Source organism: Spartinivicinus poritis, assembly GCF_028858535.1.
Lineage (GTDB): Bacteria > Pseudomonadota > Gammaproteobacteria > Pseudomonadales > Zooshikellaceae > Spartinivicinus > Spartinivicinus poritis.
The window spans coordinates 103,871-126,030 of sequence record NZ_JAPMOU010000011.1; the positions used below are offsets into that span (position 1 = coordinate 103,871).

15 protein-coding genes are annotated in these 22,160 nt (G+C 39.4%); 2 read left to right on the plus strand and 13 right to left on the minus strand.

Translation table 11 applies throughout. The features are described 5' to 3' along the window. Positions 1 to 7: 7 nt before the first annotated feature. The 3 genes from ORQ98_RS11045 to ORQ98_RS11055 form a co-directional block, all read right to left on the minus strand. Positions 8 to 3,523, minus strand: coding sequence for a LamG-like jellyroll fold domain-containing protein (locus tag ORQ98_RS11045; RefSeq protein WP_274688864.1), 3,516 nt, complete (start codon positions 3,521 to 3,523; stop codon positions 8 to 10). A gap of 449 nt (positions 3,524 to 3,972) precedes the next feature. Continuing rightward, on the minus strand, positions 3,973 to 5,358 hold the full coding sequence (locus ORQ98_RS11050; RefSeq protein WP_274688865.1) for an aminoacyl-tRNA deacylase and HDOD domain-containing protein: 1,386 nt from the start codon (positions 5,356 to 5,358) through the stop codon (positions 3,973 to 3,975). Between the two features lie 541 nt (positions 5,359 to 5,899). Further along, on the minus strand, positions 5,900 to 7,303 hold the full coding sequence (locus ORQ98_RS11055; RefSeq protein WP_274688866.1) for an MATE family efflux transporter: 1,404 nt from the start codon (positions 7,301 to 7,303) through the stop codon (positions 5,900 to 5,902). A gap of 483 nt (positions 7,304 to 7,786) precedes the next feature. Here ORQ98_RS11055 and ORQ98_RS11060 point away from each other — a divergent pair, with 483 nt between their 5' ends. After that, a complete protein-coding gene (locus tag ORQ98_RS11060) occupies positions 7,787 to 8,701 on the plus strand; it encodes a LysR substrate-binding domain-containing protein (RefSeq protein ID WP_274688867.1) in 915 nt (304 codons plus the stop codon). 15 nt (positions 8,702 to 8,716) lie between these two features. Here ORQ98_RS11060 and rpiA read toward each other — a convergent pair whose 3' ends face one another. Beyond that, positions 8,717 to 9,391, minus strand: coding sequence for a ribose-5-phosphate isomerase RpiA (gene rpiA / locus ORQ98_RS11065; protein WP_274688868.1), 675 nt, complete (start codon positions 9,389 to 9,391; stop codon positions 8,717 to 8,719). A gap of 187 nt (positions 9,392 to 9,578) precedes the next feature. Here rpiA and ilvA point away from each other — a divergent pair, with 187 nt between their 5' ends. After that, positions 9,579 to 11,099, plus strand: a complete 1,521-nt coding sequence (gene ilvA / locus ORQ98_RS11070) for a threonine ammonia-lyase, biosynthetic (RefSeq protein WP_274688869.1) — start codon at positions 9,579 to 9,581, stop codon at positions 11,097 to 11,099. 133 nt (positions 11,100 to 11,232) lie between these two features. Here the strand turns inward: ilvA and argS are convergent, their stop codons facing one another. From argS to ORQ98_RS11115, 9 genes are all read right to left on the minus strand, one after another. Continuing rightward, the gene (gene argS, locus ORQ98_RS11075; protein ID WP_274688870.1) at positions 11,233 to 12,972 is read right to left on the minus strand and encodes an arginine--tRNA ligase; all 1,740 of its coding nucleotides are present in this window, start codon (positions 12,970 to 12,972) and stop codon (positions 11,233 to 11,235) included. A 340-nt stretch (positions 12,973 to 13,312) separates the two neighbouring features. Then, the gene (locus tag ORQ98_RS11080) at positions 13,313 to 14,686 is read right to left on the minus strand and encodes a S8 family serine peptidase (RefSeq protein WP_274688871.1); all 1,374 of its coding nucleotides are present in this window, start codon (positions 14,684 to 14,686) and stop codon (positions 13,313 to 13,315) included. After that, a complete protein-coding gene (locus ORQ98_RS11085; RefSeq protein WP_274688872.1) occupies positions 14,676 to 16,208 on the minus strand; it encodes an AMP-binding protein in 1,533 nt (510 codons plus the stop codon). Before ORQ98_RS11085 ends, ORQ98_RS11080 begins: the two co-directional genes overlap by 11 nt. Further along, positions 16,192 to 16,776 carry an alpha/beta hydrolase gene (locus tag ORQ98_RS11090; RefSeq protein ID WP_274688873.1) on the minus strand — a complete coding sequence of 195 codons (585 nt, stop codon included), beginning with the start codon at positions 16,774 to 16,776 and terminating at the stop codon, positions 16,192 to 16,194. The genes ORQ98_RS11085 and ORQ98_RS11090 overlap by 17 nt, the downstream gene beginning before the upstream one ends. A gap of 4 nt (positions 16,777 to 16,780) precedes the next feature. Then, positions 16,781 to 17,053 (minus strand): phosphopantetheine-binding protein, encoded by a 273-nt coding sequence (locus ORQ98_RS11095; RefSeq protein WP_274688874.1) that lies wholly within the window; start codon positions 17,051 to 17,053, stop codon positions 16,781 to 16,783. Positions 17,054 to 17,065: 12 nt separating this feature from the next. After that, positions 17,066 to 18,847, minus strand: a complete 1,782-nt coding sequence (locus ORQ98_RS11100; RefSeq protein ID WP_274688875.1) for a carbamoyltransferase family protein — start codon at positions 18,845 to 18,847, stop codon at positions 17,066 to 17,068. 7 nt (positions 18,848 to 18,854) lie between these two features. Next, positions 18,855 to 19,469 carry an O-methyltransferase gene (locus tag ORQ98_RS11105; protein ID WP_274688876.1) on the minus strand — a complete coding sequence of 205 codons (615 nt, stop codon included), beginning with the start codon at positions 19,467 to 19,469 and terminating at the stop codon, positions 18,855 to 18,857. Beyond that, complete coding sequence (locus tag ORQ98_RS11110; RefSeq protein ID WP_274688877.1) at positions 19,463 to 20,713, minus strand: ATP-grasp domain-containing protein; 1,251 nt, start codon at positions 20,711 to 20,713, stop codon at positions 19,463 to 19,465. Before ORQ98_RS11110 ends, ORQ98_RS11105 begins: the two co-directional genes overlap by 7 nt. After that, positions 20,694 to 22,160: an NAD(P)-binding domain-containing protein gene (locus ORQ98_RS11115; RefSeq protein WP_274688878.1), complete on the minus strand. Its 1,467-nt coding sequence runs from the start codon at positions 22,158 to 22,160 to the stop codon at positions 20,694 to 20,696. The genes ORQ98_RS11110 and ORQ98_RS11115 overlap by 20 nt, the downstream gene beginning before the upstream one ends.

The following is a 22,160-nucleotide window of genomic DNA, read 5'->3' on the forward strand; positions in this document are numbered from 1 at the left end:
GTCTATTTTAATTTAAATTATAACTTGAGTATTTATTACCTGCCATGCAAGCATTTTTCACACTTCTTCCAGCGATACTGAATAATGCTAATTTAAGCTCAGTAGTAATGTTTCCTGGCCGATAGTAATCTCCCGTATCTATTTCTGGTTCATATCTTCCATCATTCAGCCATAAGGTAACTGACTCTACTTTTTTACAAGGGGCTGGATTAACCACTTCCCAAATATAGGCTGCATTTGACCGCATAGGACCAGCTGGTACATGCAATATATCCCGTGCACCATAAGCAATTCTGGTCATATCATTGGTTTGATGTAGATAAACATCATTCCCAAACCGAATAGGCTCTTCATAAGTTGTTCCATCTGTATAATTAAGAGTTAAATACGCAATCTTTCCACCATCCCTGCCATCATCTGTTGTGTAATAATTCCGATACATTTGTTGGATTCTTTGCATATAGTTAGTCATTGATAGTTCTTGATCAGGACCTTCCCAAGCACTACTGATAACAATTGAAATTGATGAAACTGTTTCGTTAACTGCTTGTGTAGTAGACTTAGCACCTTTAGCAGATAAAACCAATGAATTTGGAGAGTCCTCTGGTAGGGTTTGCACCACTGACGCAAATGATTCTGCAGGTTCATTCCCTTTCATTACCACCTGCGAAAAGTCAAATCCTGGGCTAGCTAAACTCCAGTCATTAGTTTCACCAATCAAATCTGCATTATAATTTTCAACTGGAAATACTTTATAAGTATCGCCTCCATATAGATTTGGACTAACGGAAGTAATTCTGGAAATATCAATACCATACTTACTAGTAAACTCCCAGAAATGCGGTAGATTTTTTTGGTTTGTATTCCAGAATAAATTTGCTTCATGCACTATTTTTGAAAAGGACCAATAGTCAGCATATCCTTCCGATACCTTTCCTTGTGTCGTACTGTTCATTACAGAGCACCAAGGATAAGGTGATGACCATTTATTAGAATACATAGTCTTTGTTTCAGTCATTTTAGGTAACTCATAAGGTGATGTATCAGCTTTATTACTTGAATAAATGACTGTATCAAACCCACCTTTCTGAAGTTTTTTGATAAAACCTCGTTCGTAGTGCTTACTTCTACTCATCCAGTACATAGGAACTATGTTTTCACAATTTTTTGCAATAGCTGATAACTGAGCATCAGTATGGAAGGGAGGCCCACCATTTCGGTCTGGTGCAAGTCCATCAGCCCAGAATCTTATTTCCTGTATACCTAGCTCACTTAGGTACTTACATTGGCGAATAATACTGTCAGACCATACAACTCTTGGCTCCATGAACCTACCAGGGCCTTGGGTAATAAAATCTTGCTCCTCAAAAGGGGCACCATTAACCCAGTAATGACCAAATGACTCATCATGGGCAATATTAAATACTTTTTCTGAAGGGAATGCTGATAATATATCCTTATAATAAGCATCTGTCAGTGTTTGGTAGCCTGGGTTAGTTGTATCAAAGAAGTGTGAATAAATTTTCCCACTTTTTTCTACCCATGCCCATTCTGGGTGTTTTTTTCTAAACAACGCACCACCATAGACTGTGGGCACAACCTTTTCAAAATAGTGTTGCTTAGCAAAATGAATTAGTTTTTGCATTTCCTGGGGGGTTAAAAATCTATCCCAATTATAATAATAGCGTCCATCACCAATAGCCAAATTACCCAAATATAGTTGAAGTTCATTTACTTTAAATTGACTTAGAGTTCTACGAACAAGCTCCTCCCAAGTTTTCATATCCATTTTTAACTTATCCTTATACATCGTGTAATGAAACCCTCTATTACTTGTATCAGGATAGTCAACTACCAAGCCAAAAGGGGAAACTGGCTCAGTTTTCTTCGCATAGTTAAATTTTAAAACTTGTAATAGCGAGGCACTAGAGAAAAAACTACCTACATAATCTTGACCAGCGAGAATAATGCCTTTTGAGTCTAGTTTTATGACATAACCTTGCCCTGTATTTGACATGCTTTGGAAGTATCTAAGTAAACCTTCATTAGCTAATATTGTTGATATATTTTTAGCAGCAATTGTACCCATTAAAATAGCATTATATGGACGGTCGTTAGCTGTCCAAGGTCGTATCGGAAGGCTAAGGCCAAAATAATGCTTTATTTCAGCTCTCAATGTCATAGCACTTTCAATACTTTTTAAGTCAGGAACATATATAACAGTTTCATTATTTATAGTAAATTTTCCAAACTTACCCGGGTGATTCCAACTGACGTGTTTTGGAACAGGAAAAATCTGAGGATAAAGCCTATTCCTAACTTCACCAATACCATTACGACTGCCAATCTCTTGCATTGATAAGTTATCTAACCAAAGCACAGGCGAAGGGTCATGCTTATTCATATCCTGTACTACCTGTAAAGTAGTGAGTCCTTCTTTATAGATCCGAAGTTCATCTATTCTACCATTAAAGGTATTGGTAAGGGTTTTATCATAACTGCCTGTATACAGATCATTATGAGAGATCTGCAAGTCTCCAAATACTCCACCATTTTTATACTGCTCTTTACCATTGATATAAATTTTTAAATCATAGCCTCGATAACTTACAGCGACATGAGTCCAGTTATTTGCATGGGATAAAAATTTTGCTTCATGTGTTTGAATATTTAGACCATAGCCTCTAAAAACCAGTTTGCTTCCTTCAAGATACAGTTCAAAACTCCCTTTTTTTCCAACAATTGTGCGACGAACCTGTTCAGCGGAGTTTCTCGGCGCTATCCAGGCTTCAATGGTAAACTCATCTTTTAAGTTCAAGGAGTCATCATGTGGAATAACCACTGCGTCGCCCTTACCATCCAGGTTTAAACCAACCCCATATTTTCCTTCATCTAGCGCTGCATCACCAATAAAACTGCCATGATTGGTAAATTCACTGATATCATGTACATCGTTATTTTTTGAAACATTTTTTAGATAGTCATAATCATGAAAAAGATGCAGCCGCTCCCAACCACGAATACCAACTCCGCTGAATTGAGGACTAATATAAGTAGTTTCTGGCTTGGTTGCTTTTATATGCAGCTCTCCATAAGCCCATGTATCCATATCTTCTACACCAAATAAAGAGTCAACATAACCAATACTTGTATCAGAGGCATCATACATTCTCATTCTGATACGAACAGATTTTAAATCTCTGCTTTTATAATAAAAGCCAAATTTATAAAATTTCTGACTTCCTGCAGTTAAATGATCACTTGGCTTAATGCCAGAAACAGCGTCACCCCACTCCTTATCTCTAACGGGAATTCTGACGGCCTGTTCACCATGGTAAGCATCATTCACTATTTGTGGAAAAAAACTTTCATCACTTCCAAACCATTTCCATTCATCGGGTCTTCCCCCAACGTCTCCTTGCTCAAATGAAGCATTAGGCAACATTCCATAGCTCGTAATAGAAACCACAAATAATAATAAAATTCCTGTTAACTTTAAAAAAAATTTTTGAATAATTAACATCGCTTAACTCCCTTAAGCAAAGTTATAAATGTTCAGAAATTATTACATTCAGTATAATTTACTCTTTAGGGCACCTTTAATACATTTTTTCCATCACCTACATCACACCAATCAAGCACCACATCATTAAGTCTACATAAATGTGCGAATTTCACTCATAATTTTCGTGAATAGTGCTATTTATAGAATGAAAACAATGAGAAAAGATCTTTATTAAAGCTGAAAAGGCCGGCTAGTGGTCCATGCGTAAAGTTGGGTAACAGTCTTCAAAGCCATTTATTTTCTGGTAAGGCGCTTTTTTGCAGGCATAGTGGGCCTACGTCAAGAAAAAGTAACACAGCCAGAAGATAAATGGAGAAGAAGTTGTTACCTTATTTTGCGCATGGACCACTAGAGGCTGACCCTGTTGATATGGAAGACAAGTTTAGTCAATTACAAATATTATACTCTTATGCTGCTAAGCTATTTCCTAACATTTCTACATTATCATGATCTTCCACTACTTTATCAATCACCTCAGCAGCCTGATCAGGTGTAAGATTTAATTGTTGATAAAACTCATCAGGAATTTGCTCATAAGGTGCATCTCCTATCCCCTGTTCTTTTAGCAGTCTTTGTACTATATAAAGTAATAAAGCATACTGCGAATATTCACCATTATAATTTGGGGAGTGTTGAAACCTTATAGCGACTACCAGCTCTTCTGGCATATCCCAATAGTGCATTAACCAACAACAAACCTGATCACGAGTTACGCCAATTAAATAGCGTTCTATTTCTATATGATTAATGTGTTGATTCACTTCCATATAACGACATATATTTGAAAAATGATCTGGAAACACATAAGCCATGACTAAATAACCAAAGTTATGCATTAACCCACTTAAATAAGCCAAACCTTTATCTAATTTGTTGGCTCCTGACATTTTACGTACCATTTGTTCAGCTGTAACTGCTGCATAAGATGCTTGCTGCCAAAACGGTGTATAACCTCTAGGCTGATCCTGCGGTAGTTCAATGGTTTTATTTAGGCACATCGCTACAGCAATGCTCATAATAAAATCAAAACCAAGCACCCGAGTAATAGCATCTTTAACATTTTTGATTTCGCCTCTTACTCCATAATAAGGGGATGCAGCCCAGCTAACAACTTGAGCAGCTAAGCTCGGATCTGACTCAACAATTTTAACTAATTGATTAATGTCAGCATTTGGATCTGAATTCAGTTGTAATATTTTTTGCGCAGTTTGTGGTAGTGGTGGTAAATCTACGGTTTCTTCCAGCTGCGCCCTCATAGTCAACTGAGTATGTGTATTCACAGCCTGAGTGATTTCAAAAATATCCTGCTGCCATGTTTCAGGACCTTCGGCCATTTCCGCCACTCTTACACTAAATTGCGATTGAGTATAATGGCTTGCCAGTTTTTTATAATCATCACTTTTTATACTTATTAGTTTATCCTTCGTGCCACTATCCAGCCATAATACTTCATCAGATTTAAATAACTGACTATCAATAATTACTGGCAAATCAAATAATTGAGGAATCGCAGGCAATTTTTCTAACTGTTTATCTTTTAACAGCTTGCTTAGCTTCCCTTCTTCCATAGCACTAAGTTTGCGATTAAATTGCGAGTTAAAAAAGTTCAAATCAATGATATGGGTTCGTGGGCAAATGACCATCACCTTCCCTTTATCATCCTCTAATATAGTAGAATAGATGACATTAGATAATTCCTGGTTATTTCCAGCCAACTCTTTACGCTCATCGATTTCAAATGCAATACCCTGCTGTTTTAAGATCTCCTTCACCTTTTCTGAAATAACATTCATGCTCCAAACCCAACTGTCAGCCTAAATGACATAATTATAGCTCGACTATTAGCAGCTATACCGAAAACATGAAATATCTAGTGTTAAACTCCTATTATCCAAAATTAGGTTAATAAAAGTTTATAATAAGACGCTCTGCTTTAAGCTCTTTAGCTTACTATCTGTGATAGTTAAGCTTTATTTAGCAAAGCCAGCTCGGTGAAATTTTGGCAAAAAAAGCCCCACGGGTGGAGCTGTAAGAGCAACATAACACACCATGTGCAACACTGTTGCTGAGAAGTAATATTAAGCAATACGCCATAGTATATAAGCTAATAACATGTAATATGTCACAGCTATGTAAAAATTAGCCCCTGAATGGGGCTAATGAGTTTCGTATGGTCAATACGCAATAACTAGTTTATCTAATGAATAAGGTTCAGATTAATGTACCTTAGTATCCCTTTCATAATTCAGTAGAACCGTACAACGGTGCTAATTATATAAACCGTCAGAAGCTCATTTGTCATAGTTATGTAAAAACTCCACTTTTGGAGCAAGATTAAACGTAGTTTTCAACTCTATTATTAGTGATTAACTCTCCTGAGTCGGAGCGGCTCACGCGTGTCGCTTTTTCAAATAACCAGATCAAGCTAATCGCTGCTGCAGCCAATCCAGCTGCCAGCCCCCACCAAACACCAGCGCCTTGCCACTGCCAGTAAAAGCCAAGTAATAACGCAACAGGTAAACCAACCAGCCAATAACTACTAATCGCTAGCAACATTGGGCGTTTAGCTTCTTTTAACCCCCGTAGTGCCGAGCTGGCAATGGTTTGCGAACCGTCAAAAATTTCAAAATAAGCAGCAATAATCAGTAATTGACTTGCGATAAGAAATACCTGCTGATTTTCTGGATTATTTTTATCCAAATAAAAGCCTACGATTACTTCGGGAAATAGCCAAAAAGCCAGTGCAGCCAGTAGCATCCAACAACCACCCATGCCTAACCCCAACCAGCCATATTGACGACAGGCCTGAATATTATTGTGCCCCAATTCATGACCTACTTTTATGCCTGTTGCTTGGGCAATACCCATTGCAACCATAAAAGGAACAGTAATAGTTTGTAAGGTTATTTGATGAGCTGCCAATGTGTCATTGCCAAATAATCCCATCATAAACGCAGCCGTTGAAAATAATCCAACTTCAGCTAGGTAAGTAATACCTTGTGGAATACCTAACCTCAGTGTCTCCTTACAATAAAAACCAAGACGGAGTTTTCCAATAAAGGCATGACGTTGCTCAGCTAACTTAGGATGGTAAAGTATGTAAGCAACTAACAAAATAAAACTTGTTATATGCACAACACTTGTCGCCACACCGATTCCCTTAATACCTAAATTAGGAAAACCAAAGCTACCTGTAATTAATAGGTAGTTAATAGGTATATTCAGTAATACATCGAACCAGGCAATTATTGTGACTATTCTGGTATGCCCTAATGGCATTACCGTAAACCTTAGTGCTTGGAACCATAGACCAGGTAAAACTCCCCAGAAAAAGCCCTGCAAGTATTGATCTGCAAGTTCTGTAGTTTCCTCACTTTGTCCGGCTAAACTTATTAACTCTTTAGCCCAAAACAGAACCAATAAAATCAATACTCCAAAACCGGTGGCTACGATTAAGCTGGCATAACTGTATTGTTTAACTGTTCCATCAGGTGTTTTATGTGCACAAGGCGCAATCAAATTTGAGGTGGCCCCCAATACTCCCAATGCCAAGGTTAATAATAAGCCGGTTATAGTTACCCCTAGGCCACCGCCAGCCAAAGCCTCTTTACCCAAGACTCCCATCATAATGGTGTCGGTTAAGCCTAATGCAACTAAGGCCACTTGTGACAAAACAATGGGCCAAGCTAAAGTAGAAAGCGCCTTTGCTTGCTTTGAAAAAACCGACAACTGTTTCATATCTCTCAACAACACTTCACATATGAAAGGCAATAAAAATAGCCTACTGGGGACAGTAGGCATATAAAGGGTAGACCCTAATGGGAGTTAATAAGGGCATCAGCACATTCTCTACCTAGAGATTCAACCTAACTAGAGAAGCTTCAGCCTACCTAGAAAGATTTCAGCGACCAGGCACACTACAAGAGGTTTGGGCCAAAGGTTGTGAGCACCTGGTTAAGTCGGAGCGCTAGTATCTGTGCTTACAGTCGTTCCTTAGTCGCAAGCACAATATGTTGTGCTGATCAGGACCACTGACCCTCCTTTGAAGGACACAACCGCTTAAAGGGCGCAATCAGCTCAAATACCCAGATTTTTGACATCTGGAGAAATATTGAGGCTCGGGTTATGATCAAGCAAGTGTCAATGGACGCTTATTAATTTATTACTATCTCTTATTAACTATCAAACGATATTAATTCATGGTAGGTATGACAAAAACACATGTCTTGGCGAAGAAAAAACTTACCACCACTAAAAGCCTTGCGTGCCTTCGAAGCCGCTGCACGCCATGGCAGCTTTACGGAAGCTGCGACTGAGTTGTTTGTCACCCAAGGAGCTATCAGCCGCCAAGTAAAAACCTTGGAAGACTTTTTTAACTGCCAGCTATTTAAGCGTACTTCCAGAGGGTTGCAACTAACGCCTTCAGGTAGTGACTTGTTCCAAACACTTTCAGAGTCTTTTGATGCTATTTGCCGCACAACAGACTATTTATTACAGCCACGCAATCAATTAAATGTGGTTGTACCTCCCACCTTCTCGGTGAAATGGCTATTGCCAAGGCTAGCAAAGTTTCAGCAACTTCAACCCGATGTTGAACTATCCCTGACCACCATGTGGGAGCAGCATCATTATGATGTACAACATGAGTTTCAGGCAGCTATTGTTAATGACGCTATCGTTGAAGTACCAAACCATGCTATTTCATTATTTAAAGAAACCATGGCGCCCGTTTGCTCACCTGCTTTTTTAGCAAAGCACCAACTAAACAATATCAATGGACTGAGCATAGTTAATCTACTCCATCCTACCCGAGACAAAACAGACTGGACAAACTGGTTAAATGCCAACCATGTTAATAACATTGATACCGATAGTGGCTTAGTGTTTGATGCTATGGAACTAGCTATTAATGCAGCAGTAAGAGGGCATGGGGTTGCGATGGTTGATTTAACTATGGTGCAAGAAGAGCTTGAACTAGGCTATCTGGTAAAACCTTTTGCAGAGTCACTTGAAAATGGTATTGGCTATTTTTTGGTCCACTCTTCCGAGCAGCGATTTCAGCAACAAATAGAGGCGTTTAAAAACTGGTTATTTGCTGAAATAGCGCTAGACCAACAAAATACATCTAGCGCTTAGAGGTGCCCTTAGATATTATTTCGCTTTTAAGGTTTTAACCCCCGCTTGGGTGCCAAGTAATAGAATGTCAGCTGGGCGTCTGGCAAATAAACCATTTGTTACCACACCAACAATCTGGTTAATAGCTTCTTCTAGTTGCACTGCAGAGCCAATATCTAGGTTCCACACATCCAAGATGATGTTGCCATTATCTGTGACAGTGTCTTCTCGATAAACAGGGTCACCACCTAGCTTAACCAACTCTCGTGCTACGTAGCTGCGAGCCATTGGTATCACTTCAACGGGTAAGGGAAAAGTGCCTAGCTTACCCACCAACTTTGACTCATCTGCAATGCAAATAAACTGCTCAGCCACTGCGGCTACAATTTTTTCCCGAGTCAGTGCTGCACCACCTCCCTTAATTAAATGTAGGTGCTCATTAGCTTCATCAGCCCCGTCGATATACCACTTGATTTCGCTGACCACATTCAGGTCATAAACAGGAATACCATGCCCTTTTAAACGCTCTGCACTTGCTTTAGAGCTAGCCACAGCACCATCAAAGCGATCTTTATAAGCAGCCAATGCATCAATAAAGTAGTTGGCTGTTGAGCCAGTGCCAATTCCAACAATACTGTCTTCTTCTAATTGGTCAACAATCTGCTCAAGGGCAGCTTGTGCTACAGCCTGCTTTAACTCATCTTGGTTCATGCGTATGGGTTCCTAGGGAGAGATTAATCAGTTGGCACATTATCCTATAAATAATCAGGATTTCCAGGCTACTCTTGTATTCTTAGCTCAAACAGTGTGAAATGCTCTGTTTATAATTATTTGGTGTTTTCTGCACCAATATACATATTAATTCCATATAGTTCAGGTCAGTGTATTAGTTATTATTATGCTTCAGCCGTATGTAAAAAAAATTCTCGAAGCCCCTGTTTATGATATAGCGGTAGAAACCCCGCTAGATCATGCCACCTTTTTATCTGAAAGACTGCAAAACTCAATTTTAATTAAGCGAGAAGATTTACAGCCGGTATTTTCATTTAAAATTCGCGGTGCCTATAACCGGGTTGTACAGCTCACCAAAGCCGAACAGCAACGAGGAGTTATCGCAGCATCTGCGGGTAATCACGCTCAAGGGTTAGCCCTGGCTGCACAGCGGCTTGGTATTAAAGCCGTCATTGTCATGCCACAAACCACCCCCGAAATTAAAGTAAAAGCTGTAAAGTCTCGGGGAGCAGATGTTATCCTTCATGGTGATGCATTTGATCAAGCTTTAGCTTACTCCAAACAATTAGTGGAGAAGCATGGTTACGTTTATATTCATCCTTATGATGATATCGATACCATTGCTGGCCAAGGCACTATTGGTATGGAAATCCTCCGCCAACATTCCGGGCCTATTGACGCTATCTTTGTACCTGTCGGTGGTGGTGGCTTAATTGCAGGCATTGCTGCTTATGTAAAATATCTGCGCCCAGAAACCAAAATAATTGGGGTGGAATATGAAGAGTCTGCTTGTCTTAAAGCCGCTCTGGCAGCTGGGGAAAGAGTTGTTTTACCTCAAGTGGGTATTTTTGCCGATGGTGTTGCGGTTGCTCAAATCGGACAAGAGACATTTGAAGTATGTAAGCATTACGTTGATGAAGTCATTACGGTGACTGCTGACGAAATCTGCGCTGCAATTAAAGATATCTACGATGATACCCGTTCGATCACCGAACCTGCCGGCGCCTTAGGTATTGCAGGTATTAAAAAGTATGTAGAGCGTAAACAAGTCAGCGGCCAAACATTATTAGCTATTGATAGCGGCGCCAATGTTAATTTTGATCGGCTACGTTATATTTCTGAACGTGCAGAGTTAGGTGAGCGTCGCGAAGCAATTATTGCGGTAACTATTCCTGAAAAGCCTGGTAGTTTCAAAACTTTTTGCCAAACCTTAGGCAAACGAAATATCACTGAATTTAACTATCGCTATTATGATAATAAACAGGCACATATTTTTGTTGGGGTGCAAACTAAGCCCGATACTGATACCAAAGAGCAGCTTGTTCTGCAACTGCAGGATGCAGGCTACCCTGTTGTCGATTTAAGCGATAATGAAATGGCAAAACTGCATATTCGTCATATGGTCGGCGGCCATGCAGAAGCAGCAAAAGACGAAGTGGTGTATCGGTTTGAGTTTCCTGAACGACCTGGCGCACTACTTAACTTTTTAAATAAACTAGGTCAACGCTGGAATATTTCCATGTTCCACTACCGTAACCATGGTGCAGCTTATGGCAGAGTGGTGGTTGGCCTTCAAGTACCCAGCAAGGACCGTGAAAAAGTACCTGAGTTTTTAACCGATATTGGCTATCACTATTGGGAAGAATCTGAAAACCCTGCTTATCAGCTGTTTTTATCAAATCAATAGTTCTTTATAGATAGCCAAAGTGAAGGTTTTTTGGGCTGGCTCACTACTGTGAAGCCAGCAACAATGAGAGTTGCAAGCAGGCTGTGGCTTTCTGAACTCAGCACACAGCCTTCTTAGCGAGCCTTAACAAGCCTCACATTTTATCCATAGTTTCAATACCCAATAACTCCAACCCTTGTTTTAAAACTCTTCCTGTTAGGTGACATAAAAGTAACCGGCTATTTCTGGATTTTTCATCCACGTCACTTTTAAGGATTGGGCACGACTCATAAAAACTCATATAACAAGATGCTAATTCATATAAATAATTACACAGTATGTGAGGATAGGCTTCATTAGCTACCTGTTGCAAAACTTCTTCAAACTGGGAGAGCTTCAGCGATAATGATTTTTCCTGAAGACTAACAATTAAAACCTCTCCTCTTATATTTGCTGGATCAAGTTCAGCCTTACGAAAAATACTTTGCACTCGGCTATAGGCATACTGAAGATAAGGTGCCGTATTACCTTCAAAGCTCAACATCAAATCCCAGTTAAAAACGTAATCATTTGTTCGTGTTTTTGAAAGATCTGCATATTTAACTGCGCCAATACCCACCTTTTGTGCAATCTCACCTAAACTGACTTCATCTAAATCTGGATTTTTTTCTAAAATAATTTTTTTCGCTCGCTCCACAGCTTCATCTAATAAATCCCCTAGCTTCACCGTTCCACCACTACGGGTTTTAAAAGGCTTACCATCGGAGCCATTGATTGTGCCAAAAGGATGATGCTCTAAAGAGACTGTCTCATCTGCGTAACCAGCCGCTTGGCTAACAGAAAACACCTGCTGCATATGTTGTGATTGGCGCATATCAATAAAATATAAAACACGATCTGCATGTAGCTCCCTGGTTCTGTAACGAACTGCAGCAAGATCTGTGGTTGCATAGAGATAACCACCGTCCTTCTTTTGGATAATCATGACGGCAGGATTACCATCCTTATCTTTTTGTTCATCAATAAAACAAACCACCGCACCTTGGTCTCTCTTTGCAATACCTTGATTCAAAAGGTCTTCAACTACCTCCGAAAGATAAGGATTGTAAAAGCTTTCTCCTGCAACATTCTCTGAACCCAAACTAATGTTCAGTCTTTCATAAATATCATCCGCATGACTCAAGGAGGTTTTTATAAATTGCTCCCATAGGGTAAGACAGGTCTTATCACCATTTTGAAGTTTAACCACATAATCCCTAGCACGCTGGTCAAAACCTTCCTCTTCATCAAAACGTTTTTTGGCTTCTCGGTAAAATACTTCTAAATCTGCAAGTACAATCTCAACATCTTCACCACCACTTTTTCCATCTGCCAAGTGCGCAAGCAGCATTCCAAACTGAGTCCCCCAATCACCTACATGATTTTGACGAACTACCTTGTGGCCTAAAAATTCCAACACTCGAACTACCGTATCACCAATAGCAGTAGGTCGAATATGACCCACATGCATCTCTTTAGCTAAGTTTGGTGAACTATAGTCAACAACAATATTGAGTGGCTCTGAAACAGCAGATATACCTAACCGGTCATCATTAAGGGCTTGCTCAAGCCTCTTACTTAACCAGCTATAGTTTAAATGAATGTTGATAAACCCTGGGCCAGCAACCTCGACTTTTTCCGCTATATCAGAAAGATTGAGCTTATCAACGATATTGAGCGCCAGCTCCCGGGGGTTTACACCCAGCTTCTTCCCTGCTCCCATAACGCCATTTGCTTGATAATCGCCAAACTTGACTTGTTTCGAAAGTGATATATTCGCAGAGCACTCAGCAGGGACACCTAATGCATCCATTGATAAGCGAACTCTATCATTTAGAATTTTTCGAATGTTCATAATACCAATACTTCAGACAGTTTTTTATATAATTAAAAAATTCCTTCAGCCTGACTACTTGGCCGCAAGCAACCGAGGCACCCTAACAGTTGTAATAAAGTATTAAAGAACGCCTACACTTCGCAAGCCCTCAGTTTATCTACCCCTAAAACCGTCTGAAGTATTGTAATATTTTATTAATCTGTAATCAGTATTTAAGATAATCTGGTAGCTCTATCGCATAGCTTTCCCAAGCACCAAAATGCTTAAACTTTGTGCACACTTACCCTACTAGCACACAAAACTATTCAAATACTGTCTTATGTTTTATTGTGGAATCAGGAAAATAATTTAATTCAAACTATTCACTCATAGGATTTAAAACAACTTTGCTTCCATGTACAACACCTGAACCTGTAGCTGGACAGTTTGCTTCTCCTGTCGCGGCATCTCCAGAATTGCTAACACCCCGACTCACTTTAATACAAGCCTTCTGCAGGGAAGCCCGTTGCTGGCTCAATGACATGGATGGATTTTGCTGTAAAATCAAAGCCAAATGGCCTGTCACCCAAGCGGCAGCAGCAGATGTACCGCTAGAGACCAACCAGCCATCATCCCCCCCGGTTCCATCCGTCTGCCCATTTCTAAGATCATGTTCCGAGCCAGGTTCCGTTGGAAATAGAATTAATCTGGCACTAGGTAAGTGGCCACAAATACCACACATATCGGGTACATTGCGCCCTTCATAAACATCAGATTGGTAGGAGCTCGATACACCCGACACTTCAATTTCATTTTCATCTATATACACTCCACCAATAGTCAAACAATCTGGAGGAGCAATCGACTGGAACATCGCCTCTTTTTTATCCGTAGAACCATTACCCGATGAAAAGATTACCTGAATACCTTTTGCTAAAGCATTGACAATTTCCAAGTGTACAGCAGGCTCATAACCTATAGTTCCCCAGCTACAATTAATTATATGAGGCCTCATCTCAACCGCTTTCTGCAATGCAGCAACAGGGTAAGAAAGTTTTCCATCACACATTTTAATCATTGTTAAATCGATACTTGGGGCAATGGAAAGGGTAACCGATGACATTGCTGTTCCATGGCCACGCTCGTCACGAGCAGCATCAAGCAAAGAGACAGCAGAAAATACTGAGGTTTTATAGTTATGATGGCTAAAATGAGGATGCTCCCACAATCCCGTATCGATAATGGCAACTTTAACACCATCCCCATTAAAACCTGCTGCATTCAAACCAGTGGCTCCAGCGACCTGAGCAACCTGCTCTGGTACTGCATAAATATGATAATCAAGAACCGGTCGTTCAAGGCTAAGCTCAAAACTACCCTTCGGAATTGAAATACACTCAATATATTCGGCGCACTTCAATGTAGAAAAATCGATATTTCCATCTGCAATGATTTCACTGCGATAAAACTCGCTGATAAATCGGTTTCTTCTTTTTATAAAGTCACAGCCGAATAATTTTTTAGCTAATTGAACCTCAAGAGAAATGGTGAGGCCAACTTCTGAAAAAGCTTCGATACAAACATCAAGGCTTTGTAGCTCTTGGATTATCGAATCAACAGCACCATTTGGAGAGGTGAACTCTGATAAGGTATCAATGCATAATTGCTCGATATCCCTATAGATAGATAAACCACTCTTTGACTTTGGTGTAACCGTCAGCACGACGCTATCAAAGCTATTTTCAGAATTCATGGAAAAGCTCCTTTAACTTGCCTTTATCAAGTTTGCCAGAGGGTAAAATAGCTGGGGAGTTTGCCTCTAACTGGCGAATAACCTCTGGAACCATATAGTTGGGTAGGCGCCCAGCCAGCTCATTTGTCACCGCTTCGGGTGTCCGATCACCTTCATAGAAAAGAATTAATATATTTTGAGCAATTCCGGCATCTGACTTTGTTGAAACAATGACCGTCGAAGAGAGAATTCCTGGTAAAGAATTAACAGCAGATTCAATTTCTGTTGTATGGATGAAGTGTCCCGATACTTTAACTGCATCATCATTTCGACATAAGAAATGATAATTACCTTCTACATCAATCCGAACAACATCATTAGTCTTATAAAATATTTTTTCGTCTATTTTTATAAAGTTTAATCCGTCCAGGTCTCCTAAGTATCCCAGCATAACCTGATCCCCAGCTAGCAGTAACTCACCAATGTAGGGAGAATCATAACCGCTACTATCAAGGCGAGCATCAAGCCCATCCAAGGGATGCCCTATAGGTAAATAAGAGTTATCTGAAGGTACATTCTTTGTGACATAAAATAATGAAGTATGAGTCACTTCCGTTGGACCATATCCATGAATAAATACAATCTCGGGGAGCTTCTGCTGTATTTTATGTAAAACACCTGTTGGACACGGCTCAGCGCCATACCAAATTGATTTTAATGAGCTTAAATCCGCTTGCTCAAAGCCACTGTATTGACTAGCAAATAGTTTAAGTAGGGTTGAAACCATTAAGGTATCAGTTACACCGTATTTAGAAATCACCTTGGGTAATACAGATGGGAAAGGTGGAGGTGTAAATAAAACTAATGTTCCCCCTTTGCTTAGGGTCATGTATATATCGAGTACAGAAGCATCGAAAAACAAAGGTGAGGTGTTGAGGAAAACGGTGCTTTCATCATAGCTAACCTCTTTAGAGACAGCATTCAGGAATGCTACAACAGCCCCTTGACCTATTTGCACTCCCTTTGGTTTACCAGTTGAACCTGAGGTAAATATGACATAAGTACAACCCTCTGGATATTTTCGGGCATCGTTTGCCCTTAGCGCTATTACTGGTGTACTCATTGTTAACGAGCTTTCAGTAACAAATACAGAGGCAGCAACAAACACAGAGGGCGTTGTTACTTTCTCATAATTTAAAAACTCAAAGTTCTCACCTTCAGAAAGAATCAATCTTGGATTAGCAAGCTCTATGATGTAATCGAGACGGGCTTGCGGAGAGTTTAAATCCAAGGGGATATAACAGGCACCCAGCCTGAGGCAAGCAACCATCACAGCAACAGAAAAAATACTTTTTTCTAGCAACAATACGACTGCTTCATTTTCTCGAACTCCGCAGTCTGTTAATTGACTGGAAAGATTATCAACAAGGTTGGCAAAATCTTTGTAGCTAATTTGATTGCCCGAAGCATCATCAATCAGCGCAATATTATCGCTATTCCAGTTTTCTGCAATCAGGGAAAAAATATTAACAACCGCACTCATTGGATTCTACTTTTAATTTATCAGTCAAAATTTCTTGTAACCGGGGTATAGAGTCTGTAGCAAAGTCGAACTCTGTAAAGTGTCCATGCTGATTGGTCAGTATCAACGTACTACTTAATTGGTTACTGAGATTAGTCGCACTGGTAACAGGAATATAAGGATCATCAGAGGAATGTACCTGCACTATCCAGTTTTGATTATTTTTTATTTGCTGCCAGTTAAACGGGCTTTCATAAAATCCACTGAACCTCTCAAACTCTAAGCCACAATCATCAGATTGAGCAGAAATTAAGAGACTCCCATAAATTTTATTTGTTTCTGCATATCTTAAGGCAGCACTAGTTCCTGAAGAATGACCAACAATCAGTGTGTTTTCATTTGGCTGCAGGGACTCAAGAAAAGGCATCCAATACTTCATGCGACCACGAATTGGGTCTGGGAAGTTTACACGAATAATCTCAATACCAAACGCTCGAATAAGATTATCTATATAAGGAAAGCAACCAAAATCTGCATTTGCTCCCCTGTTTCCATGAATAAAGATTGCTCTTGTTGGCCTTGTCTTCATAGATTTACTGTTTGGACTCTAGTATTGATAATACAGTTTCTGTCAACGTAGCAACTGAAGAGAAGTACTCTCCTTGCATGTATTTAGGGTCAAATTCAATTTGATATTTTTTTTCAACTGCAAAGACAAGTTCAATCAACTTTAATGATCCTAATCCAGAACCACCACCAAAAAGCTCTGTATCGATATCGATTGATTGCTTATTGTGAAAGAGAACTTTTTCCGCAATTTCTAATAGTTCATCAGAAATTTTTTCTTTTATATTTTCATCTAGCATCAGTAAGCCCACTTATGCCAAGCTATATTCTTCATGCTTATGACTTTCCCCTTCAATTGCCTGAATTTCTGAGAAGTCTTTATTTTTGCTAAATAGCAAATCGCCGACTACCAAGTAATCCAGCCCCGTTGAAAAGAAGCACCGAATAGCGTCTGTTGGCGTGTGAACCACAGGCTCACCTTTAACATTAAAACTTGTATTTAATACAGCAGGACATCCCGTAAGCTCATAAAATACTGAAATAATGCTGTAATATTCCGGGTTTACATCTTTTTCTACAGTTTGTGGGCGAGCAGTATTATTAATATGGGTAACCGCTCCCAAATAATCTCTGTACTGTTCTTTGACTTCAGCAATTAATAGCATATATTCAGAAGGGCCTTCTATATCCAAATAGTCGCAGGCATAGTCTGCCAGGATAGAGGGAGCAAAAGGTCTAAAGCCTTCTCTAAATTTAATTTTAGAATTAACAAGTTCCTTATGTTCTGACGGCCTTGGATCAGCAAGAATACTGCGACTACCCAAAGCTCTTGGTCCAATTTCTCCAGTGCCTTGGAATAACCCAATCACTTTTCCTTCGTTTAGTAAAGTCGCTATTGTCTTCGCCTTTTTTTTCAGCCTATAACTATTCAGATTGTAAGGTGCTAGTTCTGCATTAATTTGCTCATTGGTAAATGTTGCTCCCTTATAGGCATGATCAAACGGAATTTTCGTTTTACAACCAAAATAATGGTGGTATCCCCAATAGGCTGCGCCCAAGGAAATCCCTCCATCACCGGAAGCCGGCTGAATAAAAATATCCTCAATACCAGAGTTCTTTAAGACATAATGATTGGCAACGCCATTTAACGCCACACCTCCTGCTAGACAAAGCTTTTTAATGCCAGTTTCGTGAACCAAAGACTGAACAATGGAACTACAGACTTCATTCAGACGAGCTTGAAGGCTAGCAGCTATATCCACTTCTCTCTTACTTGGTTCAACTCCTTTAGGTGCAGGTTCACCAAATAGCGCTACAAACTTTTCACCAAAAAATGGACCTTCTTGGGGGCATTTTTTGTGAAAAAGCCAATGCTGCAGGTACCCAGGTTCAATCTTATACATGGTTTCATCATCGAGCTTGATGATTTCCCGAAACTTATCCAAATAAATAGGTTCACCATACGAAGCTAAGCCCATTACTTTGTATTCATCACCAAAATCAAAACCAATAAACTGAGTAACTGCAAGATAAATAAAACCCAATGACTCGGGCATAACTTGACGCTTAAGTAAGTCAAATTTCCCATTCTTCACGTTATATGCAGTTGCACTTTCATATTCACCTCGCCCGTCCCAGGTAACAACTAGTGAATCATCAAAAGGAGAAGCATAATAGGTACTATAAGCGTGAGCTTGATGGTGAGAAACTGTTTCAACCGCCGCATTTGGAAACTGAGACTTCAGCTTATCCAAATACCGATTCATTGTAATTTTCTGGAAACATAAATACCCTAACTTATTAACTGCTGTGTATTTAGAAAAAATATCTCCAGCCAGTAATAAATTAAGATAATCTTTGTGTTGCCGCTTGTTCTCCCAACCTAAGACAACCAAGTCTATCTCTTCTGGTTTGATGCCATTTGACTCAAGGCAAAATTGAATAGCCTTCGATGGAAAGCTGCCATCTTCCTTAACTCTGGAAATTCTCTCTTCTTCAATCGAAGTTAAAATTTCTCCATCTTTAATAAGAGTAGCACCAGAGTTATGCATACTACCGCCAAAGCCTACACCTAGTATATTTTTTATAATCACGATAATTTCACTTTGGTGACATCATTATAAGACCGGTTGAGCAATCTAAACTCACCGTGTGAGTGGTAGTAACAGATTTGAGATTACTTAAAGCCTGCATTGCATAAGGAAAGTGATCCTCTGGCCAATCACTTTGGGGCAACATATCATCAACAATAAACATACCACCTGGCTTTAATAATTCTAAGGTCTCATTTAGATAAAAATATTTACCTGGTTCAGCATCAGCAAAAATTAAGTCAAAGGACTTTGCACTTTGGGCTTTGAGGAACTCCAAAGCATCATCATTAACAAACTCAATCGAAGACGTATTTGGTAAAGCGCGCTTAGCTGCCTCAATACAGAACTTGTCTGAATCGATAGTAATCAACTTGGAGTTTTCATCCATCCCGTCCAAGATCCAAGAAGTAGCTGCTCCTGTTCCAGTTCCTAGCTCAAGAAAATTACCACCCGGTTTTGTGGAAACAAGAAACCGCAAAAGCGCTCCCATTGTTTGGTCAGAGCACATTTCAAACCCTAACTTTTCCGTTTCCTCTCGAACTTTATCAAGAACTGTATCACTATAAGATTTATTAAAGTCACTAAGATCAAAATTGTATTTTTGCTTGTTATTTTCTAGCATAAAATTTGCTCCTTATTTTTAGATTCTAATATTTTGTAGATCTGATCTTTTTTGACCAGATCTAGCACATAATTAAAATCCTTATCCAGCTGATCTGGATTATCATTTACAAGATAAATAAAACCCGCGTGCCCAATGGTGTCATTAGTTTTTGAAACCTTTGAGCCAATTTCTGGTATTCCTGATAAGCAGTAAAAGGAATCCAGGTCACAAACTGAATCCTTAGCACTAAAGGCTTCCAATACACCTGTTTTTTCGAACACTAGTGATATTTCCGCTAGGGATTTAGACATTTGGTAAATGCGGCGATCTTCACCGAATCCTTTATTTAAATATACATCTACAAGCAACTCTACTTGAGTGTTATCAATTGCAGCCTTAAAAGCAGAATCATTTATTGAGGCTCCCATCAACCGTGCATTGGATTCAACTAGTACAGGGCCATGTTTATCGATAATTATTTCATTATGTGCTGCACCAAACTTTAATCCCAGTTCCGATAGCACACGATTGTTATATTCTATAAGCCTTTTCACCTCTGGCGACGTTGGGTCACATAACTTCATTCCCTCAAAAATAAACATCGCGCCAGGCACTTTTCGCCGATAGGTTTTCCAAACGTCCGTGGTGTATACATCGCCATCCCAGCTAATAGTATTTACAAAATACTGTACACCTTCTATATAATCCTGAATCAATAGCTCTGAGTTAATGTGGCCTAGAATATTAGTCTTCCCCAGATTTTTCATTACGCTATGCTCAAATGCTTCGTCATCTAAACATAAGGAAACACCATCACTAGCGCCACTATTTATGGGTTTAACAACGACAGGAAATTGAATGTCATACTTCCCCACATCTGAAAACTCACTGATCAACCGTTGATGAATCGAACGTACATCCATCTCAGCCAATCTTTCCTGAGCCTTGAACTTATTTCGTCTCAATTCGGTTGTTTTTGAATCGTTGGCATAGGGTATTGAAAGTTTTGAAGCTATTTCGTCTGCTAATGTAACACCTGGTTCCGAACCTGCAACCACCATATCCACATTATCAAAAAAATCTTCGCTTATTGCTTTATCTAAAGCCTGAGGTGCTTCAACAACAAGTGTTTTCAAAAAGCTGATATTATCTTGTCGGTATACCACTTTCGAGCAAACCTGAATGCAAAGGCAGCCGCGCTCAATAAGTGCTAAGGATAAATCTACCCCCGTAGAGATTGCATCAACTACAACGACTATCATCACAGGTCTCTTCTTGATTGTTCAATTCGGCCATATAAGCAACTATTTTTTTCGAGTTATCCAAATACAAGGCATTTGCAATGGACCTAGAAATTTTCTCTACCACATTCGCTAAAGCTGGAATTCCCACCGTTAAATGAACAAAATCTGTCAGGCAATATAGTTTTGTGGCCGCGGGGTTATCTGTTTTAAACTGAATTTGATATTCGTCCGTTAATTTAGGAAGTGCTTCGATATCAAAGAGCTTTATCTTATCGTTGATATCTCCCCAAGTTAAAATTTCATCTGATATTGATGAATATTCTCGCCTTAATGCTAAATCGTATCTTGGGCCTGTGGCTAAAATTAAATAATCATAGGTCTTATCAAATCCTAATCGGCTCTTGATGCGATACTTGCCTTTATCATCACTTTCAGTTATTGCAATTTCACCAACGCCATCATAGACATTTAACCCTTCAATATTTTGAAATTGCCTTTGATATTCTGGGCGCGAGGTTGTTCTACCATCCAAAAAGAAGTTTTCTATTACATCCAGATATAGATCTTTCTCTAATGTGTTAGTAAATCTCAAAATTGGGTTTGTCATATCTGCGGGATATGTCTCTTCATCCGGAAATATTTGGTCATCACTTCTCCCCAGCCAGAGCTTTTCTGATAGAGGACGACCATCAGGAATTTTTCGGCGAGAGATAATATCCGAACAGGTAGCTCCATGTTTAGAAGCCATTAACGCATTATCAAACGCAGATGCACCTCCCCCAATAACTGCCAGGGTTTTACCAGACAGTTCAGAAAAATCAATATTTTTCCAGGCATACCCAATTTTATTTGGATCTATATTCTTAACGAGGTTACTGGGAGCCTCCCAGCCCCCGCAGGCGATCATCCCTGTCGCAAAGCACAGAAATGAAGCATAGTAATTTTTATCTTTTCCGCCGTTGAGAGCAGTAATTTCAAAACTGTTTGCATCACTGTTCCAGTGCTGATACAAAACTTCAGTTTCGCTTACCACATCAATTTTCAAAATATCTCTAAACCAACTTAAATAGTTAGCCCAGTCCACTGTTTTGATAAAATCAATGTCTTCAAATGCATTTGGACCTTTTAAAGAGTTTATCCAGAATTTAAAACTTAATAGTGGGTTCCCACATTCTGGTCCCTGGGAATATTTACTGGTTCGTAACTTCTCCATTCGCGCAAAACTTGACCATGGCCCTGGCTTATCAATTGACTGTTTATCTAAAATTAAAATCCGTCCAATGCCTAATAATCGAAGCTGGTGTGCTAACGCAAGACCTGAGTGACCAGCACCTACAATAATAACATCATAGACTTTTTGGCCATTGTATTGTTTTGGGAAACTCCAGCTCTGTTTTGAAAAATATTTCTTTTCGTGGAGGTCCTGTTCGATAAGTTTGTTAAGATCTTGAAAATTTGGATACAT